Source organism: Bifidobacterium sp. LH_450 (assembly GCF_056356715.1).
This window is the reverse complement of the sequence record NZ_JBKEUU010000001.1, coordinates 1-18,132: the sequence shown is the minus strand read 5'-3', so window position 1 is coordinate 18,132 and position 18,132 is coordinate 1. Positions and strand designations below refer to the sequence as shown.

The window sequence follows — 18,132 nt, the reverse complement described above, 5'->3', positions numbered from 1 at the left end:
CGAGACAGCCCTTCTAGCGGGGGGACGTCGCGGCCGCACCGACAACCGTTGGGGCGACGCTACCGCGTCCCCTTACGGGGGCGTGGTCCTAACAGTATAGGACATGGATATGTCTACATATCACAGCCCAAAACACAGGAAACCTTCTGGCGGCAATGACGCGTGGGCGGCATTGCTGGCGATTCTGGCGATCTGTTCCACAAGGGCGGATTCGCTGGCGCTGGACGCTATCTGCGTGCTCGCCGTCGCCGGCGTGCTGGCCATCATCTGGCGCCGCCGGTAGGTGCCTGCGAGCGCTCCGCGCCTTTCGGACGCGGGGCGTCTTTTCCGTTTGTGCGTAAGTTGTGCAGGATTGTTTTTTTCTTGGGTTTTTCTTGCCATTCAGTTTGAACTTTGGTGATATTAAGAGTGTTGGGAAGGTCCTGGCAATAACCGAATAGCGGAGGTTCCTATGGACCACGACCTTGTTGGAATCGCGGCGATTGCCACGGTTGCGCTCGAGACGGCGAAATTCCTCTTCAAGGTGGTCAAATGGCTCATCAAAGCCTTGCGGCCATCGCAGGGGAAACATAGGAAATAGGAAGGAGTAAAAACAGGGGTTCCGGATAGCGGAAGTATCCAGAGCCCCTCCCTCCCATCTTCCGCTATCATCGGCAAGAAATCAAGGAGGCGTTATGAACGCACACGCCTGGAAGAAGGCGCTCGTCCCCGTAGGGGCGGCAGTCATGGCCATCTACAGCATCGCCACCCATAGGGCTGGCTGGATTGCAGGCTGCTGGATTGCGGCCGCAGCTATCTCGCTGGCATCCGCGCTAATGGAGGATATGGAATGAAACGGTATCTAAGCCTGACGGAGGTTGCGCAGTTGCTAGGCGTGTCCAAATCGGCGATTTCCTCTTACAACATGCCCGAACCGGACGTAATGGTGGGCCACGCCAGAGGGTGGACGCGCGAGTCGATTGAAGCGTGGAACAACGCGCGCCCAAGGCGCGGAGTCGGCGGCCGACCGAAGAAGAGCCAGTGAGGCTCACAGGCCGCAGCGCACCCACTAGCGCGGAACAACAGGAAAAGGCCCCTCCGAGTTGAACCGGAGGGGCCTTTTCTATCTGTTAGCGGCGGAATGCGCCGAAATACTCCTCGAGGCCGCAGGAGGTGGCCACGACGAGGAGGACGGATCATCTCCGCGTGTGCGGAGCGAACGGCCTGGATGCGGCGGCGCGCGGCTCCGTTGGCGGATCATCTCCGCGCGTGCGGAGCGAACTCCATCATCGACACGGCCGACGGGCCCGAAACCGGATCATCTCCGCGCGTGCGGCGCGAACGATTGGGCGGCTTGGCTCGCCCATTCCCTCATCGGATCATCTCCGCGTGTGCGGAGCGAACGCGACCGCGGAATTCTACAGCGCCCCCAAACTGTGGTTCCTGGGCGCCAGCGGCGACGCGTTCAACAAGGACCTGTGGCAGAGCGCCGTGAGCGTCATCAACGCCATCGACGTCGACATGAACGGGGAGAAGCCCGAACTCAAGCAGGTGTCGCAAGCCTCCATGCAGCCGCATTCGGACATGCTCAAGACCATCGCCATGCTCGTCGCGTCCGAAACCAGCTTGCCCGTCAACGACCTGGGCATCGCGCTCGACAACCCCGCCTCGGCCGAGGCGATGTCCGCCGCAGAACGCAAGCTGTCGCGGGAAGCGGACCGGCAGAACCGGCTGTTCTCCGCGTCCATCCGCGACGCGATGGACATGGCCGTGCAATTGCGCGACGGCCTCGACGCCCCCCCCCCGGCGGGCTGGCCGCCCTGCGCTGCGTGTGGGAGCCCACCCGGGAAGTGTCCGACGCGGCCCGCGCCGGCTACTACGCCAAGGTCGCCGGCGAATGCAAAACGCTCGCGTCCAGCGACGTCGGGCTCGCCAAGGCCGGGCTGACGCAGGGCGAAATCCAGTCCCTGCGCGCCCACGAACAGCGCGAGCAGGCACGCCAGCGCATCCGGGAACTCGAAGCCCGCGTGCTCGGCCAGGAGGAAGGCGGAACCCCCGATAACGAAACCGCCGGCACAGCGGCTGCTTAACGCCGAATACGGCCGCTACCAGTCCTTCATGGAAACCATCGAGGACGAAGGCTGCAAGCTGGTCGAGGAGGCATGGAAAACCAGCCCCCTCGACCTGCAGGACATCGTCTCCGACTACGCCGCACAGGCCGCGGAACTCACCTCCAGATACTACGGGACGCTGCGCGAGATGTGGGGCGCCGAAGACGACTACGCCGCCATCGGCTCCCAGGTGTCGCGCATCCTGTGGGACAACCAGGGCGGCTTCTCCGGCACCGACTACAACGGCCTCAAATACGAGGACGCCGTCAATGGGCGCAGCCGCGCCGGCGTGGGCATCGACGACCTGTGGCCGTCCCTGCAGTCCGCCGACGACTGGCAGCAGTTTCTCGGCGACATGGTCGCCACCGCCGCGCGCACCACTATGCGCGAGAACATCGCCGCCGACCTGTCCCGCCCCCCCCTGGGCGCGCGTTCCGCAAGGCAGGGAAACGTGCGCGTTCTGCTACCTGCTCGCCTCCCACGGCTTCGTCCACCTGTCCGAGGAAACCGCCGGCAGGGACGGCACCCGCTACCACGACGGCTGTGACTGCAAGATCGTGCCCAGCTGGGGCCAGCAGACGGTGCTGGGCGGCTACGATCCCGGCGCCATGCAGCAGGCCGTGCAGGCCGCCCGGCAGGACTGCAAGGACAGCGGCGTGACCGCCAGCGTCAAGCACATGCTCGCCCAGCTGCGCCACAACCTGGCATCCCTGCTCAAGGACGGCAGCGTCTTCGACCCCGACCTGAGCATCCCGCCCAACAGCGCCCTGGCGCGCGCCCTTGGCAAGAACCGCACCGCCCAGATCAACCGCGCCCTCGCCGACGCGCCCGACAAGGACGTGGCGCGCTTATGGTGCAGGCACGCCAACGGGTACCGCATCCTCGACCTTCGCCTACGACGGCACCGCCTACTTCTCCCCCCGCCGACAACGGCATCCGGTTCAGCTGGGTCACTGACAAGGACCACACGACGTTCTTCCACGAAACCGGGCACATGCTCGACTGGATCCTCGGCGACGAAGCCCGCTACCTGTCCTCCGGCACTGGCTCGCGCCTGGGCGCCACGCTGTTCAAGGAAGCGCAGGACTACCGCAAGACGGCCGCAGAACTCGTACGCAAGAACCAGCAGGACATCGAGCTCATCAACGAACTGTCCGCCAGCTTGAAGAAGAACGGCCACCTGACCACAAGCCAGCTCAATGCCATGACGTCAAAAGACTGGATTACGAACCCGGCAAGCATGGAAGGGGACGGTCACGAAGGCTCTTGAAACTCGTGCTAGATGCACATAGGGAGGAAGCGTCAAAGTATTCCGAATCAGCATACAAAAACGTTGCATACTCCGTACACGAAGGCATCTCCCAGGAGAACAGCCAGTTCGACGACATCCTCCTCGGCTGTCTCGGCGAAGGCCGCAGGCCCTACGCCACGTGGTCGCATCCGGCAGGCTACTACGACACTGGAGGAGCAATCGAGCAGGAAGCGTGGGCTGAACTGGTCTCCGCCGTCATCGCATCACCGGAACGATGGGACGCATGGAACAAGACCTTCCCCAAAGGGACTAAAATATTCCTAGGAATGGCGAAGGAGGCGACATGAAAACAACAATGGACTACGAGCCTGAATTCCTCCGATATGCCGAAGCGCGTTCGTTTTTCAACTCGAACATGCTTATGTACGAGTACATGGAAAGCAGGCTAAGCGACACCCCGCTGTACACCCCGAAAACCGTATGCGGCGGCGAGACTGGGGGGCCGCGTCCTGAAAACGAAATTCCCTTCCCGGACGCATCCGACGAGGAAATGCGCCTGTGGATGCTGTGGTGCCTCTACTACAAGCGGCCACACACCGACTATCCCCTCGCCCAGGAATACTACGACCGGGCGCGCCGCAAGGAACGCGGCTAGACGCCGCTAGCTGCGGCATCCAAGATTTTTCCCAGCCCACCCGCACGGGTGGGTTTTTTCATGCCCGGAACGGGCCCACCACCATCAAGGAGCACCATGATGAAGAACCGCAGGCACCCTCTCTTCGAATCATCTCCGCGCGTGTGGAGCGAACGCATTCCGGGCAGTAGCCGAGCACGTTGAGCGCGGATCATCTCCGCGCGTGCGGAGCGAACGTCATGCAGGCTTTGGTCGGGCATGTGGCGGCCGGATCATCTCCGCGCGTGCGGAGCGAACCCCCCTTCCCTGCAAGGAACTTTTTGCATTCGATCATCCCGTAGCTATCGTCGTCGAGATATTGAACGGTTTCCTCCACTTTTTCAACGCTGACCGGAAGCTTGTTGCGAATCACATAGAAAACTCCACCGTCCAGAGCTATCGTCGGCTCTCCAGCATGGTAATCCTGCAAAATATCGCTCGCTAGGTCAGTCAGGTCGGCGTTAATCAGGGTTTTCGCATAATAGTCTACAAGCAGGTCTATTTCATCCAGATCAGCGGATTGACGAGGTTCTATAACCATCGTTTCCATGGCCTACCTCCTTGACACATATGCGCTGGTAATCTTCCCATCCGGCGATGTGGATACCTTGATGCTGAATCCGTCAACGCTACCAGGGTATGTCCCACGCTCTGTCTTATGATTCTGCGGCGTAACCTGACGGATTGCCTCTATTATATCCTCATCGGAATAATCGCTGGGCCACTCGTCCCCATTAGCAGTCCATCCGTACCCGCTTTTATGCGCGCCCCTGTGCTTCCAGTCCTTCTTCTTTTCCCCCTTTACCTTAGCCCAGACTCGGTCTCCGTAAAGAATGTGGTTCCATACCCTATCCGTGAGTTTCCCTTCAAGCGGTTCAAGAAGCCGTCTGGATGGGGTCGCTGGCATTTCCGGCGGCATTTTCCACTCCGGGTTGTTGGCTTCAATGAACCGCTGGGCGAGGGACGCACGATAGTCTTGCCACGGATCATCTCCGCACGTGCGGAGCGGACGCCGCCTGAACGTCTCGGCGCGACGCCGTACGCGGATCATCTCCGCACGTGCGGAGCGAACTCCTTACCGTCCTCGCTCTTCGGCGGATAGTACGGATCATCTCCGCGCGTGCGGAGCGAACTGCGTGTCGCTTACCCTCGTGAAAGTGCAGTTCGGATCATCTCCGCGCGTGCGGAGCGAACGGGGCCTTTTTCTGTTGTCCCGTGCTAGGGGAGTGGCGGCGCCCCATGGGGTTCACTGGCGCTGCCTCGGGCGGCCGCCGTCCACGCCCCTGCCGGGGCGCTCGGCGTTCCAGCGTTCGATGGTCTCCCGCTTCCAGCCGCGCACGGTTCCGATTGTCGCGTCGGGTTCAGGCAGCTTGTATCCGCCAAGCGCTCCACGGGTAATCCCCAGAAGCTCGGCCGCTTCGGTAATGCTGAGATAATGCTTGGTCACTTGATAAGCCTCCTGGCAGCCGGGCTTACCGTGGTCAGCAGCGAGCCAAGCACCAGTGCGATGGTGCAGGCGGCTCCCCATCCTTCCCGATGGGATAATACTGCCAGTCCGACGAAGGCGAGCCCCTCGATTGCCTCGCTCGGCTTGATGGAGTCCAGAACCTTCTTCATGGTTTCATCCTTTCTAAGAGTTGCGGAAATGGAAAGGGTTGAGGAAAATGGAAAGCGGTTCGGGATACCTGGCATATCCCGAACCTGTTCTTACTTCTCGGCCTTCTCGGTCTTCTTGCCCTTCTTCTTGGGCGGCTTCAAAAGCTTGACCCATTTCCTCGCCTCTCGTGATGCGATGATTAGAATCGCGAAGAAGACCAGCCACGGATCATCTCCGCGCGTGCGGAGCGAACGTAGCCTTGCGCTTTGCTTCATTCGCGGTCGCCGGATCATCTCCGCGCGTGCGGAGCGAACGTAGCCTTGCGCTTTGCTTCATTCGCGGTCGCCGGATCATCTCCGCGCGTGCGGAGCGAACGTCGGCGAAGCGAAGCCTTGGGGATAGTTCCTTTTTGTTGGACTCGTCTTTGAGCATTGCGTTTCGATTATGCCATAAGCCCGAGTTGCTGTCTATGTTCGCGGATGCTGGTGCCGAATTTCGTCTTGATGCGTTCGTCGCGGTACCAGTGCATGTACTCGTCCAGCGCGCTGATGAAGCCGTCGACGGCCAGCGCCTGCACGTGCGGGCGCCCGTGCCAGAACTCCTGCTTGAGGCGCCCGAAGAACCCTTCCGCCGCGGCGTTGTCCGGGCTGCATCCCTTCGTGCTCATGGAACGGACCAGCCCGTGCTTCTCGCAGATCGCCGCCCATCCGCTCCACTGGTAGTGGTGGCCCTGGTCGGAATGGATCAGGGGATACTCGCCGTCGGCGAGCGTGGCGCATGCCTGCTCGAGCATGTCGTTGGCCAGCTTCGAGTCCGGGCGCGTGCCGATGGTCCAGGCCACCGGCATCCCGTCGAACAGGTCGATGACCGGGGACAGGTAGACCCTGGAGCCGTCGCGCAGGCGGAACTCGGTGATGTCGGTCACCCATTTGACATTGGGCGCCTCGGCCGTGAAATCGCGCTCCAGCAGGTTGGGCGCCACCGTGCCGACGGCGCCCCGGTACGTGTTCAGGCCGCGCGCCTTCTTCATCGCCACGCGCAGGCCGTTCTCGCGCATGATGCGCTTGATGCGCCGCAGTCCCACGGTGACGCCGGCGGACTTGAGCTGCGCGTGGATGCGTTCGGCGCCGTAGCGGAATCCGGACTGCTCCAGCACGTCGCGGATCAGCACGAGCGCGGCCTGGTCGCGCCCGAAGCGCCGGTGGCGCTGGTGGAAATAGGTGCTGCGCGCGATGCCTGTGTTTTGTCAAATTGACGTGTACGGCGTGATCACGGGAATTGGACGCTTTCATCGTCCATTGTGGTCGCGTTGATCGGTTGATGGTTTTCCTGGTTGGGGTGTTGGTTGGGGGGGGGTTATTTCATCAGGGCGTGGGTGTTGCGGTACGAGTCGCCGTGGAAGCGGATGATGCGCCCGTGGTGCACGATGCGGTCGATTACGGCGGCGGCCATGTCGCCGTCGCCGAACACGTCCGCCCAGCGGGAGAACTCGAGGCTGGAGGTGAAGATCAGGCTGCGTTTCTCGTAGGAGTCCGCGATGACCTGGAACAGCAGGCGCGCGCCCTCGATGTCGATGGGCAGGTATCCCAGTTCGTCGATGATGACGAGACGGGCCTTTCCGATCGAGGCGAGTTCACGCTCGAGGCGGTCGCGGGCCTTGGCCTGGCGCAGCTGCATGATCAGCGACGAGGCGGTGAAGAAACGCGTGGGGATGCCTTGCTGGCAGCCCTGGATGCCTAGCGCGATGGCCAGGTGGGTCTTGCCGCAGCCCACGTCCCCGTAGAGCACGAGGTCCTCGGCGTGGTCGACGAACCCGAGGCTGGCCAGCTGCGCGCCCCCAGTCGGGCGGGAAGCTGGCCATGCTCCAGTCGTAGCCGTCCAGCTCCTTGCGCTGCGGGAACCCGGCCTGCCTGTCCAGGCGCCGGCGTTTCGCCGCGGCGCGGCTGTCGCGTTCGGCTTGCAGGAACTGCGCGAGGAAGCCCAGCTGGCCGGGCGTGGCGTTCTCGACCGCCTGGGCCAGGACGCTGCGGGTCAGGGGCAGCCCGCGGGCCAGGTCGAGCACGGTCTCGGGCCTGGCCTTGGCGATGGTGCGCATGCCGCGCGTCCGGGCCGTGGCCGTGGTGTCGGCATCCGTCATGTTCCTACTCCTTCATGAACCGGTCGTAGCCGCTTAGGCCGACGCTTCCCGTGGCCGCGCCCTGCCGGATGCGCCGGGCGCAGGTCTCGAGGCCGGAGCGTTCCAGCAGCCGTCCGGCGGCGATGATCTCGCCGGCGGCCTGCATGGTCGCGTCAAAGCCGCAGGCGGCGGCGACGTGGTGCAGGTCGCCCATCAGGGCGCGCCGGTCCGCGCCGGCCATGTGGTCGAGCAGGCCGCGCAGCGTGGCGGGGAAGCGTTCCTGGACGGGGCTTTGCGGCCACGAGCGGGGCTTGCGGGCCAGGAGGGCCAGCAGGCTGGCGGGGTCGATCCGCGTCGTTTCGCCGCTGCCCCAGGGCCGTTCGAACGTGCGGATCGGCTCGCCGTCGGGGCCGCGCAGCCCGACCTGGAAGGCGCGCACCCCGACCTGCAGGCGCATGCCGTGCCATCCGGGGCCGGCCAGGAAGCGGTCGCGGCCTACCGTGACGGTGCCGGTCCGGCCGGCGCGCAGCGTGCGCCAGTCGCACGGGTCGAACGGCGTGGACGGCAGGGCGAGCATGTGCTCCAGGCCGGTCTCGAATAGCTCGCCCAGCGTGCGGCCCTTGCGGTAGTGCATGCCGTCGGCCAGCGCGTCGCATTGCGCCAGCCACGCCTCGCCCAGCGCGCGATGGCTTTCGGCTGACGGGACCGGCACCATCAGGTGGCGGCGCACGAAGCCGACGGCGTTCTCCACGCTGCCCTTCCCGTTGCCCGACCGCGGGTTGCAGAACCGCGCCTCGAACCCGTAATGCGCCGTCATCATCGCGAACAGGCGCGTGACGGGCACGGTGCCGTCCGGCTTGCGCCGGCCCACGCCGGTGGCGTTGTCGAACACCAGGAGCGTGGGCACCGCTCCGATATGGGCGAAGACCTGCTGCAGGCCCGCGCACACGCATTCGGCGCCCTCGCCGGGCAGCGCGACCACGTAGCGCATGTTCGAATACGGCAACGTCACGACCAGGAAATGCACCACGCGCTCCGCCCCGCCGATCACCGCGTCGGCCTGGCCGAAATCGACCTGTGCCGACGCCGGCGGCCACGCCAGCCCGGCGAACCCTTCCTGCCCGGCGCGATGCTCCTCATGCCACTTCTTCACCCAGCGCTGCACGCACGGATACGAGCCCTCGAACCCGTACTCGGCGACCAGGCGCTCATGGATGCGCACGGCCGTATGCCGCTGCCTGGGCCGGCGCCCCTGGTCCTCGCGCAGCCACGCGTCGACCACGCCGGCGTAGGCATCCATCTTCGACGGGCGCCCCGCCTTGCCGTCGGACGGCCTAGGCGACCAGTCCTCGCGGTCGGCGTACCTGGCCACGGTCGTGCGCGAGACCCCCAGGCCCCGCGCGATTTCGGCATGGGTCCTTCCCTGCCGGTCAAGTTGCCTGATACGCTGTTGCACGCACATCGGCGTCGTCATTCCTTTCCTCCCGAGAACCTCGAAATGGTTGATAGCACTCGGGAACCTATCAGGAAACCAGCGGCGCCGATGCGTTCTATTCAGCCATCGACGCTACCGACCAAAATGAACGCTGACCCTGTTCAAATCCAGCGATCACACCGTTCAATATTTATTGAACACAAACAGATGACCACCCGCGCGGCCACCCGCGCGGCCAGCTGCCCGACCGTCGCGCCGCATCGTTCCCGGGCCGCGTCGACGATGGCGGCCTTGTCCGCGTTGTCCAGGTTGTCAGGGTCTGTGCCCAGCTCTTTTCCCAGCAGCGCGGCGGTCTCCTCGGCCACTGCCACGTCGATGCGCAGCTCGCCGTTCTCCTCCTCCAGGGCGGCGATCCGCCGCTGCAGCCCCTTCTGGCGCTCCTCAAGCATGCGCACCCGTTCGGCAAGCTCGCGTTCGCGCACGCCTGGCGGCGCGCCGCCGCCTTCGCGCATGCCCGCATCCATGCCGGACGCCACGGCGTCCTGCCGGTGCGCGTCCTCCCCGATGGCCGTCACGATCGCCTCCTGCCGCTGCTGGTTGAGTTCCCTCACCCAGTTTGCCACCGTGGCCACCAGGGCGCCATGCTCCTTCGCGATCCCTTCGCGGCTCTCGCCGGCCAGCACCCGCATCGCGGCCGCGCGCCGCTGCCCTGCCGAATGCTTCTTCTGGAAACGCGCGTCGGGCACCAGCTCGGCTATCCACTCCGCCAGGCTCTGCCGGCATGGATAGCCAAGCTCGCGCACCGTCGTCTCCATGCACCGGCCGTGTTCGAGCCAGTGCGCGACCGCGACCCGCTTCTCCGTCGTCCCGAAGCACTTGGCCCACGACTGCGGCATCCGGCTGCCCGGCTCCCGTGCCAGCCACTGGCGCCGCCACTGGCGCAACGCCGTCTCGCCCGGATAGCCTAGCCTGCGGACCGTTTCCCTGATGCTGCGCGTCTCTTCCAGCACCTCCATCGCGCGTATGCGCTCAGCTGCCGAATACATTTCCCATCACGCCCCTTTCCAAGGCCTTCGCAAAAGTCCAAGAAAAGGGAACGACCTCCCTTCCGCCTAAATCGGCGGATCATCTCCGCGCGTGCGGAGCGAACGTTCTGGTAGGTGCCCTGGATGAACGAGAGCTCCACGTCGCGGGCGATCTGCTTGAACTGCTGTTCGAGCTGCCAGTCCATTTCGTTGGCGGGGACGACGGTGCCGCCGATGTTGACGGTGTCCTGGTCGGACACGTCGGCCATGCCCTGCGCGCCCTGGCGGGTATAGGACAGTTCCACGGCTTCCTGGTGGATTTCGACGACGTTGGACGCGTTGAAGCGGACGCGTTCCTCGCCGTCGGGCGCTGCGGCGCCTTCGAGGCGCTGCCGGTCGCTGGCCGCGTCGCGCAGGTCGTAGCCCTGCCATTCGAACGTGGTGGACCGGCCGGTGGAACGGCCTCCGGTCAGGCCGCCGATAGCGGACAGCAGCGGCGTGTCTTCCTTCGAGACGGCGAACAGTTCGCCGACGTAGTTGGGCAGGTTGTAGGTCAAGCCCATTCCGGTGATTCCGGGCATCATGGCCTCCTTGGTCTATTGGTTGGTCTGGTTAGTTGGATGCGAGCTTCATGGTCTTCAGGTGCATCGCCTCGCGCACGTTGCCCGACTGTTCGGCGGCGCGGATGCGCGCGTCGAGGTCCGGGACTGGCTTGCCTTGCGGCATGTCCCCTTCGCCTGGAACCGGGCGGGGCTTGTCCTTGGCCTTCGCGGCGACGAGCTTGCCGACCTTCTTCGCGGCCGCTTCGATGGCTTCCTCGTCGGCGCCGGCCACGAGGTCGGCGTATTCCTCGGGGATGGAGTGCTTCAGGCATGCGGACTGGATGAGCGCTTCGTGCTCGCGTTGCGCGAGTTTCGCTTCGAGGGCCTTGTTGGCGTCTTCGAGGCGTTCGAGCTCGCTTTTGCTGGCCGCTTCGATTTCGTCGAGGCGGGCGGCCTTGGCCTTCATGTCCTCGTAGTCGCCGTACTGCTTGCGGACGCGGGCGAGCCTTTTCTCGACGATCTGGTCGATTTCGGCCTGCGAATACGTGCGCGCCGGCGCGTCCCCGGTTTCATCCGCGGCCGCGGTTTCCTCCGTGGCTGTATCGCTGCCGGTTTCCGGTTCGGCGGCGATGGCATGCAGCCGGTGCAGACGGTGCTTGGTCTTGAACATGATGGCTCCTCAAAACGTTGAGTGGTTCTGGTTTCCGGCGGCATTGGAGCGGGGCGCCGTATCCCGCATGGCAAACGCCCGGCCTGTTGCGGATGGCCGGTAGGGTTCCGTCCACGCCGTGCGGCGTGTTTCGCAGACATGGCGGGAATCGAACCCGCAGCCTCTGGTTTTGGAGACCAGCGCTCTGCCGTTGAGCTACATGCCTAAAACAAAAGCCACCCGAAGGTGGCTTGGTTAACGGGATCTGGCTTATAGGCCCAGCATGGTTTTGGCGATGCTGACGGCGACTTCCTTGATTACCGCCAGCGACACCGTCCCGACCGTGCCGCCTATCCTCTCCTTGACCTTGCTCCAGACCTTGTCAGACCTGACCGAGTCTAAAAAATCATTGCCCTCCCATGTCAGCGCATACGCGTCGGCGCGCACGATCGAACCGCTGGCCGACCGTACCAGGGAAGCGTCGATAAGGTCAGCCTGCTGCATGATGTCGAAATGGTAGGCCACTTCGTCGAAATCATGCCGTTCCGTAACGAACACGCTAGCCGGCACATCGCCGGAAGCGTCCGCGATGCCCTTGAGGATCGTACGGACCAGATCCATGTCACGACGCATAATCAGCATCCTCGCTTTGTTTCAGTAGGGCTTTACACGGCGAAACACCGCATGAGTAGAGGGAACTAGACGATAACAGCTCAATGGTTTTGACTAAGACGTCCCGCGGGACCTCTACTTTCCTATCAGCTGCAACATATGCGGCCCAGACTAAACCAGCATGTGCCTCTCCCGCCTCTGCATCCATCATCAGAGCATCGGCTTCGTCAGGTAAACCTGCGTCTCTTAACGCCTTGTCAAAGCTCTGGACGAGGTACTTGCCGTCAATTTTGGCATTCATGACAGGCACCTCCTACTTTGAGACGTGGATTGGGTAGAAGCTAATTATACCTTGTTTAGGGGTCGACAATGCAACGTACTTTCTCCCGTCGATCGTCTTGTAATAGCGGGTTATTCCATCATCCTCACCGTTCACATTGAACGTAATGCCGGTATTGCCGTCGAGCGTCCTTTCCAAGAGATCAAGAACATCATCCACTGTCATTCCACTTGAGAACTCATCACGATTACCAATCCATCCGTACCCGTAGAGATGGCCACCCTCGTAAACATACTCATCGTCTTGGTAATCCATATTCCCATACAGAATATGGTTTAGGTGTTTCTCCGACAGTCTTCCCAGACTCTGGCGCCATGAAGAAGGCACTTTCACCGGCTGTTCTGGCGGCATCTTCCATTCTGGGTTGTTGGCGGCCATGAAGCGTTCTGCCAAGGACGCCCTGTAGTCGTTCCAGTTGGCAAGATTGAGGTTGCCAACAGTATTCTTCTGTCTCTTTTGCTTGTTGTTGACCCAGCCGTGTTCCCCGTCGGTGTATTCGTCGGGGAATTCCCGTCGCATGATTTCGAGGATCTTGCTTTGATCGTCGCCTTTCAGGTCCTGCAGCCATGCCGGCTGGTCGTTGGAATGCAGCGTGTCGTATGCCTTCTCGTACTGCTCGTACATCGCGTCGGGGTCATAGCCGGAAATGAACGCCTTCTTCGAGTCGAAGGACGGGGTGGGCATGCAGTCGCAGTTATTGTGCATGGACTTGCATGCCGTGTCCCGGGTGACGTAGTCGAATCCGCGGGAGGCGAGCATCGTGCACCATGCGCAGCATTTGCCGGCCGGTACCAGCGCCCACGACGTGCACCGCTGGTCCCGGTACATGTTCTCGTACAGGGTCGCGCGTCCGCCGTACTTGACCCACCGGTCTGACGCGTTGCGCAGGAACCTCGCCATCTGCTCGGGATCGTCCCATAGGACGCCGGCTTTCCAGCGGATGGAATCCTGCACGGCTTCGGACGGGAATCCGCTGCCGACCGTGGCGTGGTAGCCGGTGCTGCCGATATCGTCGTCGCGTACCTGCTCGTACCATTCAGCTGCGGCCGTGGCTGCCACGTTGGAGAACTGGTCGACGATGCCGGGAACCGCGTCCAGGAGCAGGTCACGCTGCGTCTGCGGCGCCTGCCCCTGCAGTTGCGTCCACAGGTCGCCCAGAAGCTGCTGGCAGTACCCCACCGCCGCGTTCTGGCTCGCCAGCAGCAGGTTGACCTGCGTCCTGTCCACCATCGGAACCTCCCTGCCCGCCGATCAGCGCGTCGATCGTGCTTTTGGCCTGTGCGCGGCGTTTTTCGCTGGTCAGGCGGATGATCTGCTCGTCGGTGAACCCGACTTCCTCCAATGCGACGGTCGTGTCCGCCATCCACGGGAACGCGGAGATGAGCTTGACCATCGCGTCGCCCGCATCGATCACGCTGGGCGCTGCCGGGTTGCGCCAGCGGGCCATCAGGGATGCGAGCTCATCGTCGATTTCCGTGACCCCGTCGCGCAGCATGACGATGTCCTGCGCGACGCGGCGCAGGCTCGCCCCGTACACGCGGGTAGCGGCCTCGCAGTCCACGCACAGATCCTTTTCCGCGGCGTGCATCGCTTCCGCGGAACTGGGGTTGTCGGTCACCACGCCCAGGGAGGAGACGGGCACGCTGGTTTCCCCGCTGAACCGGCAGGCCAGTTCCCGCAACTGCTCGATGTGGGGCTGCACGTTCTGCTGGGCGACCTGCTCGAGCTTGGGCACGTCCCCGTCCTCGTCCGGATCATCTCCGCGTGTGCGGAGCAGACGGACCAATCCGCATTATGGCGAAGACCCTGCGTTCTCTAGCAATTGCCAGCGGTGCGTGGACGCCTACATTCTCCGTAGGCGTGGATACAACGTCGTTGCATGCCCGAGGCCGATGCTTTCCGCTGGCATTCCAGACGAGCTTCATGACATTGATGGCAGAAACTACCTCAAGGCGTTCAAGGCGACACCTATTCAATGCAGTGAGGGAAACGGAAAGGAAAAGCTGGAAGCGCTAATGGAAGATTGGGGCGAAGGCTGTCAGGCCATCATAGAAATCTGGTACAGAAACAGGCCCGGTGGCCATGCTTTTGTCGCGGAGTACCTTGATGACGGCATCGCATACCTAGATCCGCAGACTGGCGCCTATGACGTAGGGTTCTATTTTGATCGTGCGCGAGAAGGGCAAACCGTTATAATGAGAGTAGACAATGCCCCATCAACCGATCTGATTAAAAGGCTAGTCAGGGTAGAGAGGTAGAGATGGTTACCTACGAGCAGGCAGTGGCCAAGGCGAACTCCATTTTCCCGAATCTGGTCGTGGAAGCGGTGAAAGATACCCCTTTTGCATGGTTTTTCCTCCTTAACACGGAAGACAAGGCCACGCGGATGGAACTTGACATTCCGGAGTACAGAATCGACAAGGAAACCGGAGACATAAAGATGGTATTGGTTGACTCGCCGGAGTTCGATGAATGCTTCAACGATGACGTGCCATATCGGTATGTATGAGTCTGCTCCGCACGCGCGGAGATGATTCGCGCCGATGAACGATGGGACATGTGGAACGCATACGATACCTGGGAGGAATGAGATGGAATCCAAGGAGATTATCAGGCTTCTCAGTCGCGCAACTGGGACGCCGGAAGAATGGTACACAGGCAAAACCGAAACGATCATGGACCATTATGCGGTTGCGGAGATCGATATGAGATACCTGAGTGTCGCAATCCCAGCCAGCGGGATTTTCTATGCGGTTAATCTCCAGACAGGTAAAGTCGTTCCCTGCTATCACGGTCCGGGTTTGGACCCCGTTGCTAGTGATGACCCCGATGCAGGGTTCAAGCCAATAAAAAGAGATTCGTAAAGACAAGATGACGAGCCGCCTACCCGGGCGGCTTTTGTTTTAAGTAAAACCGTTATGCCGGGAAAAGGAACCATGATGCGCAATGCGTCGGAACTGCACGTGACGGTGAAGCCGGATATGCGCGCGATCAGGAAGATGCCGCTCGCGTTCATCGCCGTCATCGACGAATACGAACGGCAGGACGGCCAAGACGGAGGAGAATGCGATGCGACGTGATATGGATCTGGTGCGTACGATACTCACGGGGATTGCGGATGCCGGGGGCGACGTGTCCGCCGGCATGTTCGCCGACGAACGGCATGGTTTCGACGAGGTGGCCTATCATTTCGACATCATGCAGCAGGCCGGCCTCATCGACGCGTCCCTGGTACGCGACATCGGTGGCAATGTCATCCGCGCCGAAGCGCATTCCCTGACATGGGAAGGCAAAGATTTTTTAGACGCGGTCAGGTCCGACAAGGTCTGGCATAGGGTCAAGGAGCGGATAGGCGGCACGGTAGGCTCCGTTTCGCTGGCCGTCGTCAAGGAAGTGGCCGTCAGCGTCGCACGGCTCATGCTCGGCCTATAAGGATTCCTACAGCCATCCCCATCGGGGTGGCTTTTGCTTTACGCAGTTCGCCCAACCGGAAGGACGCCGGGACGGATCATCTCCGCGTGTGCGGAGCAGACGTGCTTCAAATGCTCAACGGCGGAGAAATCTGCGGATCATCTCCGCGTGTGCGGAGCAGACCCCGGTGGTCGTGCCACAGGTGCAGGAGGATGCGGATCATCTCCGCGTGTGCGGAGCAGACGTTGGCGAGGGCTTCCTCGCTTTTGCGCACGGCGGATCATCTCCGCGTGTGCGGAGCAGACGCCGCCGGTCTGTGCGACGAGCTGACCGACGTGGGATCATCTCCGCGTGTGCGGAGCAGACCTGCTCGATCTGTTCCTCGTTCATTTCTGCTCCGGATCATCTCCGCGTGTGCGGAGCAGACTGGTCTTGACGAACACGGTCTTGATCATGCCGTCGGATCATCTCCGCGTGTGCGGAGCAGACGTCGTGAAAATCAGGTTGAGCAGTCGTGGTGTCGGATCATCTCCGCGTGTGCGGAGCAGACGCGCTGGTTATCGGGAAAAATCAGTAAAGCCACGGATCATCTCCGCGTGTGCGGAGCAGACGAGTGGCTTGTCCGAATGACCGTGGATCCCGACGGATCATCTCCGCGTGTGCGGAGCAGACATGACGATTCTTCCTTTCCAGCCGCTTCAATTCGGATCATCTCCGCGTGTGCGGAGCAGACGAGCGTCAGGCCAATGGGTGCGGAAGCGTGTCCGGATCATCTCCGCGTGTGCGGAGCAGACGTCAAGAAAATGGCATCCGATGGCAAAATCAGCGGATCATCTCCGCGTGTGCGGAGCAGACCGCCGGTTGACACTGGCGCGTACCGTGACGGCCGGATCATCTCCGCGTGTGCGGAGCAGACCAGCGTAGCTCGTCGTCGCCCATCTCATTGCTCGGATCATCTCCGCGTGTGCGGAGCAGACCAGGAAACGCACGAACAACCCACCATGCTTGACCCGGATCATCTCCGCGTGTGCGGAGCAGACTCCTACCAGCGGGGCGAATGTCCTGTTCGACCGGATAGTTGACAGCTGTGTCAGCGGATGGTTGACAGTGGTCCGAGGGGATGGTTGACATTTTTCAGGCCGTTGCCGTGGTTGTGATTGGTATGGTCAATAGCAAACACAACCAAGGCAACGACAATCACAAGACTACCCGTGAGGTCGATCCGTCCGCTTTGAGCCGGCAGGCGCGTTCCCTCTACGAGCGCAACGTGCGCATCATCGAGGCCCTCGCCGAAGGCGAGGCGGTCGCCAGGGTGGCCGCCCGCTATGGCGTGAGCAGGCAATGGGTCTACCAGCTCGAGCGCCGCTACCGCCAGGACGGCGAGGCGGCGCTGGTGCCGGCCAGCCGCGCGGCGCGCCGGGTCGCCAACCGCACCGACGCAGACACGCGCCGGCGGGTGGCGCAGCTTCGCCGCGAGCTGCGCGACGGCGGCATGGACGCAGGAGCCAGGTCGATTCGCACGCTGATGCTGCGCCGGGACGGCGCGGCGCCGGCGGCGTCGACGATCCACCGCATCCTGGTGGACGAGGGGCTGGTGACCCCGGAGCCGGCCAAGCGGCCGCGCGCCAGCGTGCAGCGCTTCGAGGCGGAGCTGCCCAACGAGACCTGGCAGTCGGATTTCACGCACTGGGTCCTCGCGGACGGCACCGACGCGCAGGTGCTGACCTGGTTCGGCGACCACTCCCGGTTCGTGCTCGCCTCGCGCGCCTACGACCCGGTCAGGGTCGACGACGTGGCCGCCCTGTTCCTCGAGGCGTGCGGGGAGCACGGCATCCCCGCCAGCACGCTGACCGACAACGGCAAGGTATTCAGGAGCCTGCCGGGATCCGGCCAGCGCCACCGGCTCGAGGGGCTGCTGGATTCGCACGGCGTGCGGCAGAAGCACGGACGGCCCTACCATCCCCAGACCCAGGGCAAGATCGAGCGCTGGCACCAGACGCTCAAGCAATGGCTCGACGCGCGCCCCCTGGCCGCGAACCTGGATGAATTCAACGCCCAGCTGGCCGAGTTCGTCAGCTACTACAACACCGAACGGCCCCACAGCGCGCTGGCAGGGCGCACGCCATGGGAAGCCTACACGGAGCGCGCCAAGGCCACGCCCGACGGCGAGCTGGCGGAAGCGGTCGCCATGCGCCCCGCCGCGGGCGAACCCGACGCGGCGCATGGCGACTACCGGCGCTACCGGCCGGCATGGGACCCCGTCCGCCAGCAATGCCCCGAAGCGGGACCCGTGACGGTCACCGTGCGCGCCAACGGCACGGTGAAGACGCCCAATCTCGGCAGGCACACGCTGCGCCTGGGCGTCGGCTGCGCGCATGCCGGACAGCAAG

At 63.0% G+C, this 18,132-nt stretch carries 27 protein-coding genes, 1 tRNA gene, 1 pseudogene and 1 CRISPR repeat array; of the genes and pseudogenes, 13 read left to right on the top strand and 16 right to left on the bottom strand.

Annotation, left to right across the window (positions count from 1 at the left end):
- Positions 1-103: 103 nt before the first annotated feature.
- Both AC1AXT_RS00145 and AC1AXT_RS00140 read left to right on the top strand, forming a co-directional pair.
- On the top strand, positions 104-283 hold the full coding sequence (locus tag AC1AXT_RS00145; RefSeq protein ID WP_476552820.1) for a hypothetical protein: 180 nt from the start codon (positions 104-106) through the stop codon (positions 281-283).
- 391 nt (positions 284-674) lie between these two features.
- A complete protein-coding gene (locus AC1AXT_RS00140; RefSeq protein WP_476539507.1) occupies positions 675-833 on the top strand; it encodes a hypothetical protein in 159 nt (52 codons plus the stop codon).
- Between the two features lie 564 nt (positions 834-1,397).
- On the opposite strand, the gene AC1AXT_RS00135 is transcribed toward AC1AXT_RS00140, so the two are convergent.
- Positions 1,398-1,745: a hypothetical protein gene (locus AC1AXT_RS00135; RefSeq protein ID WP_476539504.1), complete on the bottom strand. Its 348-nt coding sequence runs from the start codon at positions 1,743-1,745 to the stop codon at positions 1,398-1,400.
- A 63-nt stretch (positions 1,746-1,808) separates the two neighbouring features.
- Between AC1AXT_RS00135 and AC1AXT_RS00130 the strand changes: the two genes are divergently transcribed.
- The 5 genes from AC1AXT_RS00130 (at position 1,809) to AC1AXT_RS00110 (ending at position 3,997) form a co-directional block, all read left to right on the top strand.
- Positions 1,809-2,069, top strand: a complete 261-nt coding sequence (locus AC1AXT_RS00130) for a hypothetical protein (RefSeq protein WP_476539503.1) — start codon at positions 1,809-1,811, stop codon at positions 2,067-2,069.
- Positions 2,070-2,097: 28 nt separating this feature from the next.
- Positions 2,098-2,637 (top strand): hypothetical protein, encoded by a 540-nt coding sequence (locus tag AC1AXT_RS00125; RefSeq protein WP_476539501.1) that lies wholly within the window; start codon positions 2,098-2,100, stop codon positions 2,635-2,637.
- Positions 2,558-3,256 (top strand): VG15 protein, encoded by a 699-nt coding sequence (locus AC1AXT_RS00120; protein ID WP_476540481.1) that lies wholly within the window; start codon positions 2,558-2,560, stop codon positions 3,254-3,256. The genes AC1AXT_RS00125 and AC1AXT_RS00120 overlap by 80 nt, the downstream gene beginning before the upstream one ends.
- A 109-nt stretch (positions 3,257-3,365) precedes the next feature.
- Positions 3,366-3,689, top strand: a complete 324-nt coding sequence (locus tag AC1AXT_RS00115) for a hypothetical protein (protein ID WP_476539499.1) — start codon at positions 3,366-3,368, stop codon at positions 3,687-3,689.
- A complete protein-coding gene (locus AC1AXT_RS00110) occupies positions 3,686-3,997 on the top strand; it encodes a hypothetical protein (protein ID WP_476539497.1) in 312 nt (103 codons plus the stop codon). The genes AC1AXT_RS00115 and AC1AXT_RS00110 overlap by 4 nt, the downstream gene beginning before the upstream one ends.
- A 190-nt stretch (positions 3,998-4,187) precedes the next feature.
- Here AC1AXT_RS00110 and AC1AXT_RS00105 read toward each other — a convergent pair whose 3' ends face one another.
- The 15 genes and pseudogenes from AC1AXT_RS00105 to AC1AXT_RS00035 all read right to left on the bottom strand — a co-directional run bounded on the left by AC1AXT_RS00105 (position 4,188) and on the right by AC1AXT_RS00035 (position 14,066).
- A complete protein-coding gene (locus AC1AXT_RS00105) occupies positions 4,188-4,565 on the bottom strand; it encodes a hypothetical protein (protein WP_476539495.1) in 378 nt (125 codons plus the stop codon).
- A 696-nt stretch (positions 4,566-5,261) separates the two neighbouring features.
- On the bottom strand, positions 5,262-5,462 hold the full coding sequence (locus tag AC1AXT_RS00100; RefSeq protein WP_476539493.1) for a hypothetical protein: 201 nt from the start codon (positions 5,460-5,462) through the stop codon (positions 5,262-5,264).
- The gene (locus AC1AXT_RS00095) at positions 5,459-5,632 is read right to left on the bottom strand and encodes a hypothetical protein (RefSeq protein WP_476539491.1); all 174 of its coding nucleotides are present in this window, start codon (positions 5,630-5,632) and stop codon (positions 5,459-5,461) included. The genes AC1AXT_RS00100 and AC1AXT_RS00095 overlap by 4 nt, the downstream gene beginning before the upstream one ends.
- Positions 5,633-5,722: 90 nt before the next feature.
- Positions 5,723-5,887: a hypothetical protein gene (locus tag AC1AXT_RS00090; protein WP_476539489.1), complete on the bottom strand. Its 165-nt coding sequence runs from the start codon at positions 5,885-5,887 to the stop codon at positions 5,723-5,725.
- Between the two features lie 167 nt (positions 5,888-6,054).
- Positions 6,055-6,846: an IS3 family transposase gene (locus tag AC1AXT_RS00085; protein ID WP_476540479.1), complete on the bottom strand. Its 792-nt coding sequence runs from the start codon at positions 6,844-6,846 to the stop codon at positions 6,055-6,057.
- Between the two features lie 122 nt (positions 6,847-6,968).
- Positions 6,969-7,749 (bottom strand): annotated as a pseudogene (gene istB, locus AC1AXT_RS00080) (IS21-like element helper ATPase IstB).
- Between the two features lie 4 nt (positions 7,750-7,753).
- Positions 7,754-9,202, bottom strand: coding sequence for an IS21 family transposase (gene istA, locus AC1AXT_RS00075; protein WP_476539488.1), 1,449 nt, complete (start codon positions 9,200-9,202; stop codon positions 7,754-7,756).
- 122 nt (positions 9,203-9,324) lie between these two features.
- Positions 9,325-10,209, bottom strand: a complete 885-nt coding sequence (locus tag AC1AXT_RS00070; protein WP_476539486.1) for a hypothetical protein — start codon at positions 10,207-10,209, stop codon at positions 9,325-9,327.
- Positions 10,128-10,772: an SU10 major capsid protein gene (locus tag AC1AXT_RS00065; protein ID WP_476539484.1), complete on the bottom strand. Its 645-nt coding sequence runs from the start codon at positions 10,770-10,772 to the stop codon at positions 10,128-10,130. The genes AC1AXT_RS00070 and AC1AXT_RS00065 overlap by 82 nt, the downstream gene beginning before the upstream one ends.
- Positions 10,773-10,800: 28 nt before the next feature.
- Positions 10,801-11,400: a capsid assembly scaffolding protein Gp46 family protein gene (locus AC1AXT_RS00060; RefSeq protein ID WP_476539482.1), complete on the bottom strand. Its 600-nt coding sequence runs from the start codon at positions 11,398-11,400 to the stop codon at positions 10,801-10,803.
- Between the two features lie 133 nt (positions 11,401-11,533).
- A tRNA-Trp gene (locus tag AC1AXT_RS00055) sits at positions 11,534-11,605 on the bottom strand.
- A gap of 44 nt (positions 11,606-11,649) precedes the next feature.
- Positions 11,650-12,012, bottom strand: a complete 363-nt coding sequence (locus AC1AXT_RS00050) for a DUF2513 domain-containing protein (protein ID WP_476562915.1) — start codon at positions 12,010-12,012, stop codon at positions 11,650-11,652.
- Positions 12,002-12,292 (bottom strand): hypothetical protein, encoded by a 291-nt coding sequence (locus AC1AXT_RS00045; RefSeq protein ID WP_476539478.1) that lies wholly within the window; start codon positions 12,290-12,292, stop codon positions 12,002-12,004. Before AC1AXT_RS00045 ends, AC1AXT_RS00050 begins: the two co-directional genes overlap by 11 nt.
- A gap of 12 nt (positions 12,293-12,304) precedes the next feature.
- Positions 12,305-13,510 (bottom strand): VG15 protein, encoded by a 1,206-nt coding sequence (locus AC1AXT_RS00040; protein ID WP_476540478.1) that lies wholly within the window; start codon positions 13,508-13,510, stop codon positions 12,305-12,307.
- A complete protein-coding gene (locus AC1AXT_RS00035) occupies positions 13,437-14,066 on the bottom strand; it encodes a hypothetical protein (protein WP_476539476.1) in 630 nt (209 codons plus the stop codon). The genes AC1AXT_RS00040 and AC1AXT_RS00035 overlap by 74 nt, the downstream gene beginning before the upstream one ends.
- On the opposite strand from AC1AXT_RS00035, the gene AC1AXT_RS00030 reads away from it, so the two are divergent.
- From AC1AXT_RS00030 to AC1AXT_RS00005, 6 genes are all read left to right on the top strand, one after another.
- A complete protein-coding gene (locus AC1AXT_RS00030; RefSeq protein WP_476539474.1) occupies positions 14,020-14,589 on the top strand; it encodes a toxin glutamine deamidase domain-containing protein in 570 nt (189 codons plus the stop codon). The genes AC1AXT_RS00035 and AC1AXT_RS00030 overlap by 47 nt on opposite strands.
- A 2-nt stretch (positions 14,590-14,591) precedes the next feature.
- Complete coding sequence (locus AC1AXT_RS00025; protein ID WP_476539472.1) at positions 14,592-14,840, top strand: hypothetical protein; 249 nt, start codon at positions 14,592-14,594, stop codon at positions 14,838-14,840.
- Positions 14,841-14,922: 82 nt separating this feature from the next.
- The gene (locus AC1AXT_RS00020) at positions 14,923-15,195 is read left to right on the top strand and encodes a hypothetical protein (protein ID WP_476539470.1); all 273 of its coding nucleotides are present in this window, start codon (positions 14,923-14,925) and stop codon (positions 15,193-15,195) included.
- A gap of 72 nt (positions 15,196-15,267) precedes the next feature.
- Positions 15,268-15,411: a hypothetical protein gene (locus tag AC1AXT_RS00015; RefSeq protein ID WP_476539468.1), complete on the top strand. Its 144-nt coding sequence runs from the start codon at positions 15,268-15,270 to the stop codon at positions 15,409-15,411.
- Positions 15,401-15,763, top strand: a complete 363-nt coding sequence (locus AC1AXT_RS00010) for a DUF2513 domain-containing protein (RefSeq protein WP_476539466.1) — start codon at positions 15,401-15,403, stop codon at positions 15,761-15,763. Before AC1AXT_RS00015 ends, AC1AXT_RS00010 begins: the two co-directional genes overlap by 11 nt.
- Before the next feature lie 72 nt (positions 15,764-15,835).
- Positions 15,836-16,782: direct repeats of the CRISPR family, unit length 29 nt; unit sequence CGGATCATCTCCGCGTGTGCGGAGCAGAC.
- A gap of 122 nt (positions 16,783-16,904) precedes the next feature.
- Positions 16,905-18,132 (top strand): IS481 family transposase (locus AC1AXT_RS00005; RefSeq protein WP_476552960.1); only part of this gene is annotated, 1,228 nt, incomplete at its 3' end.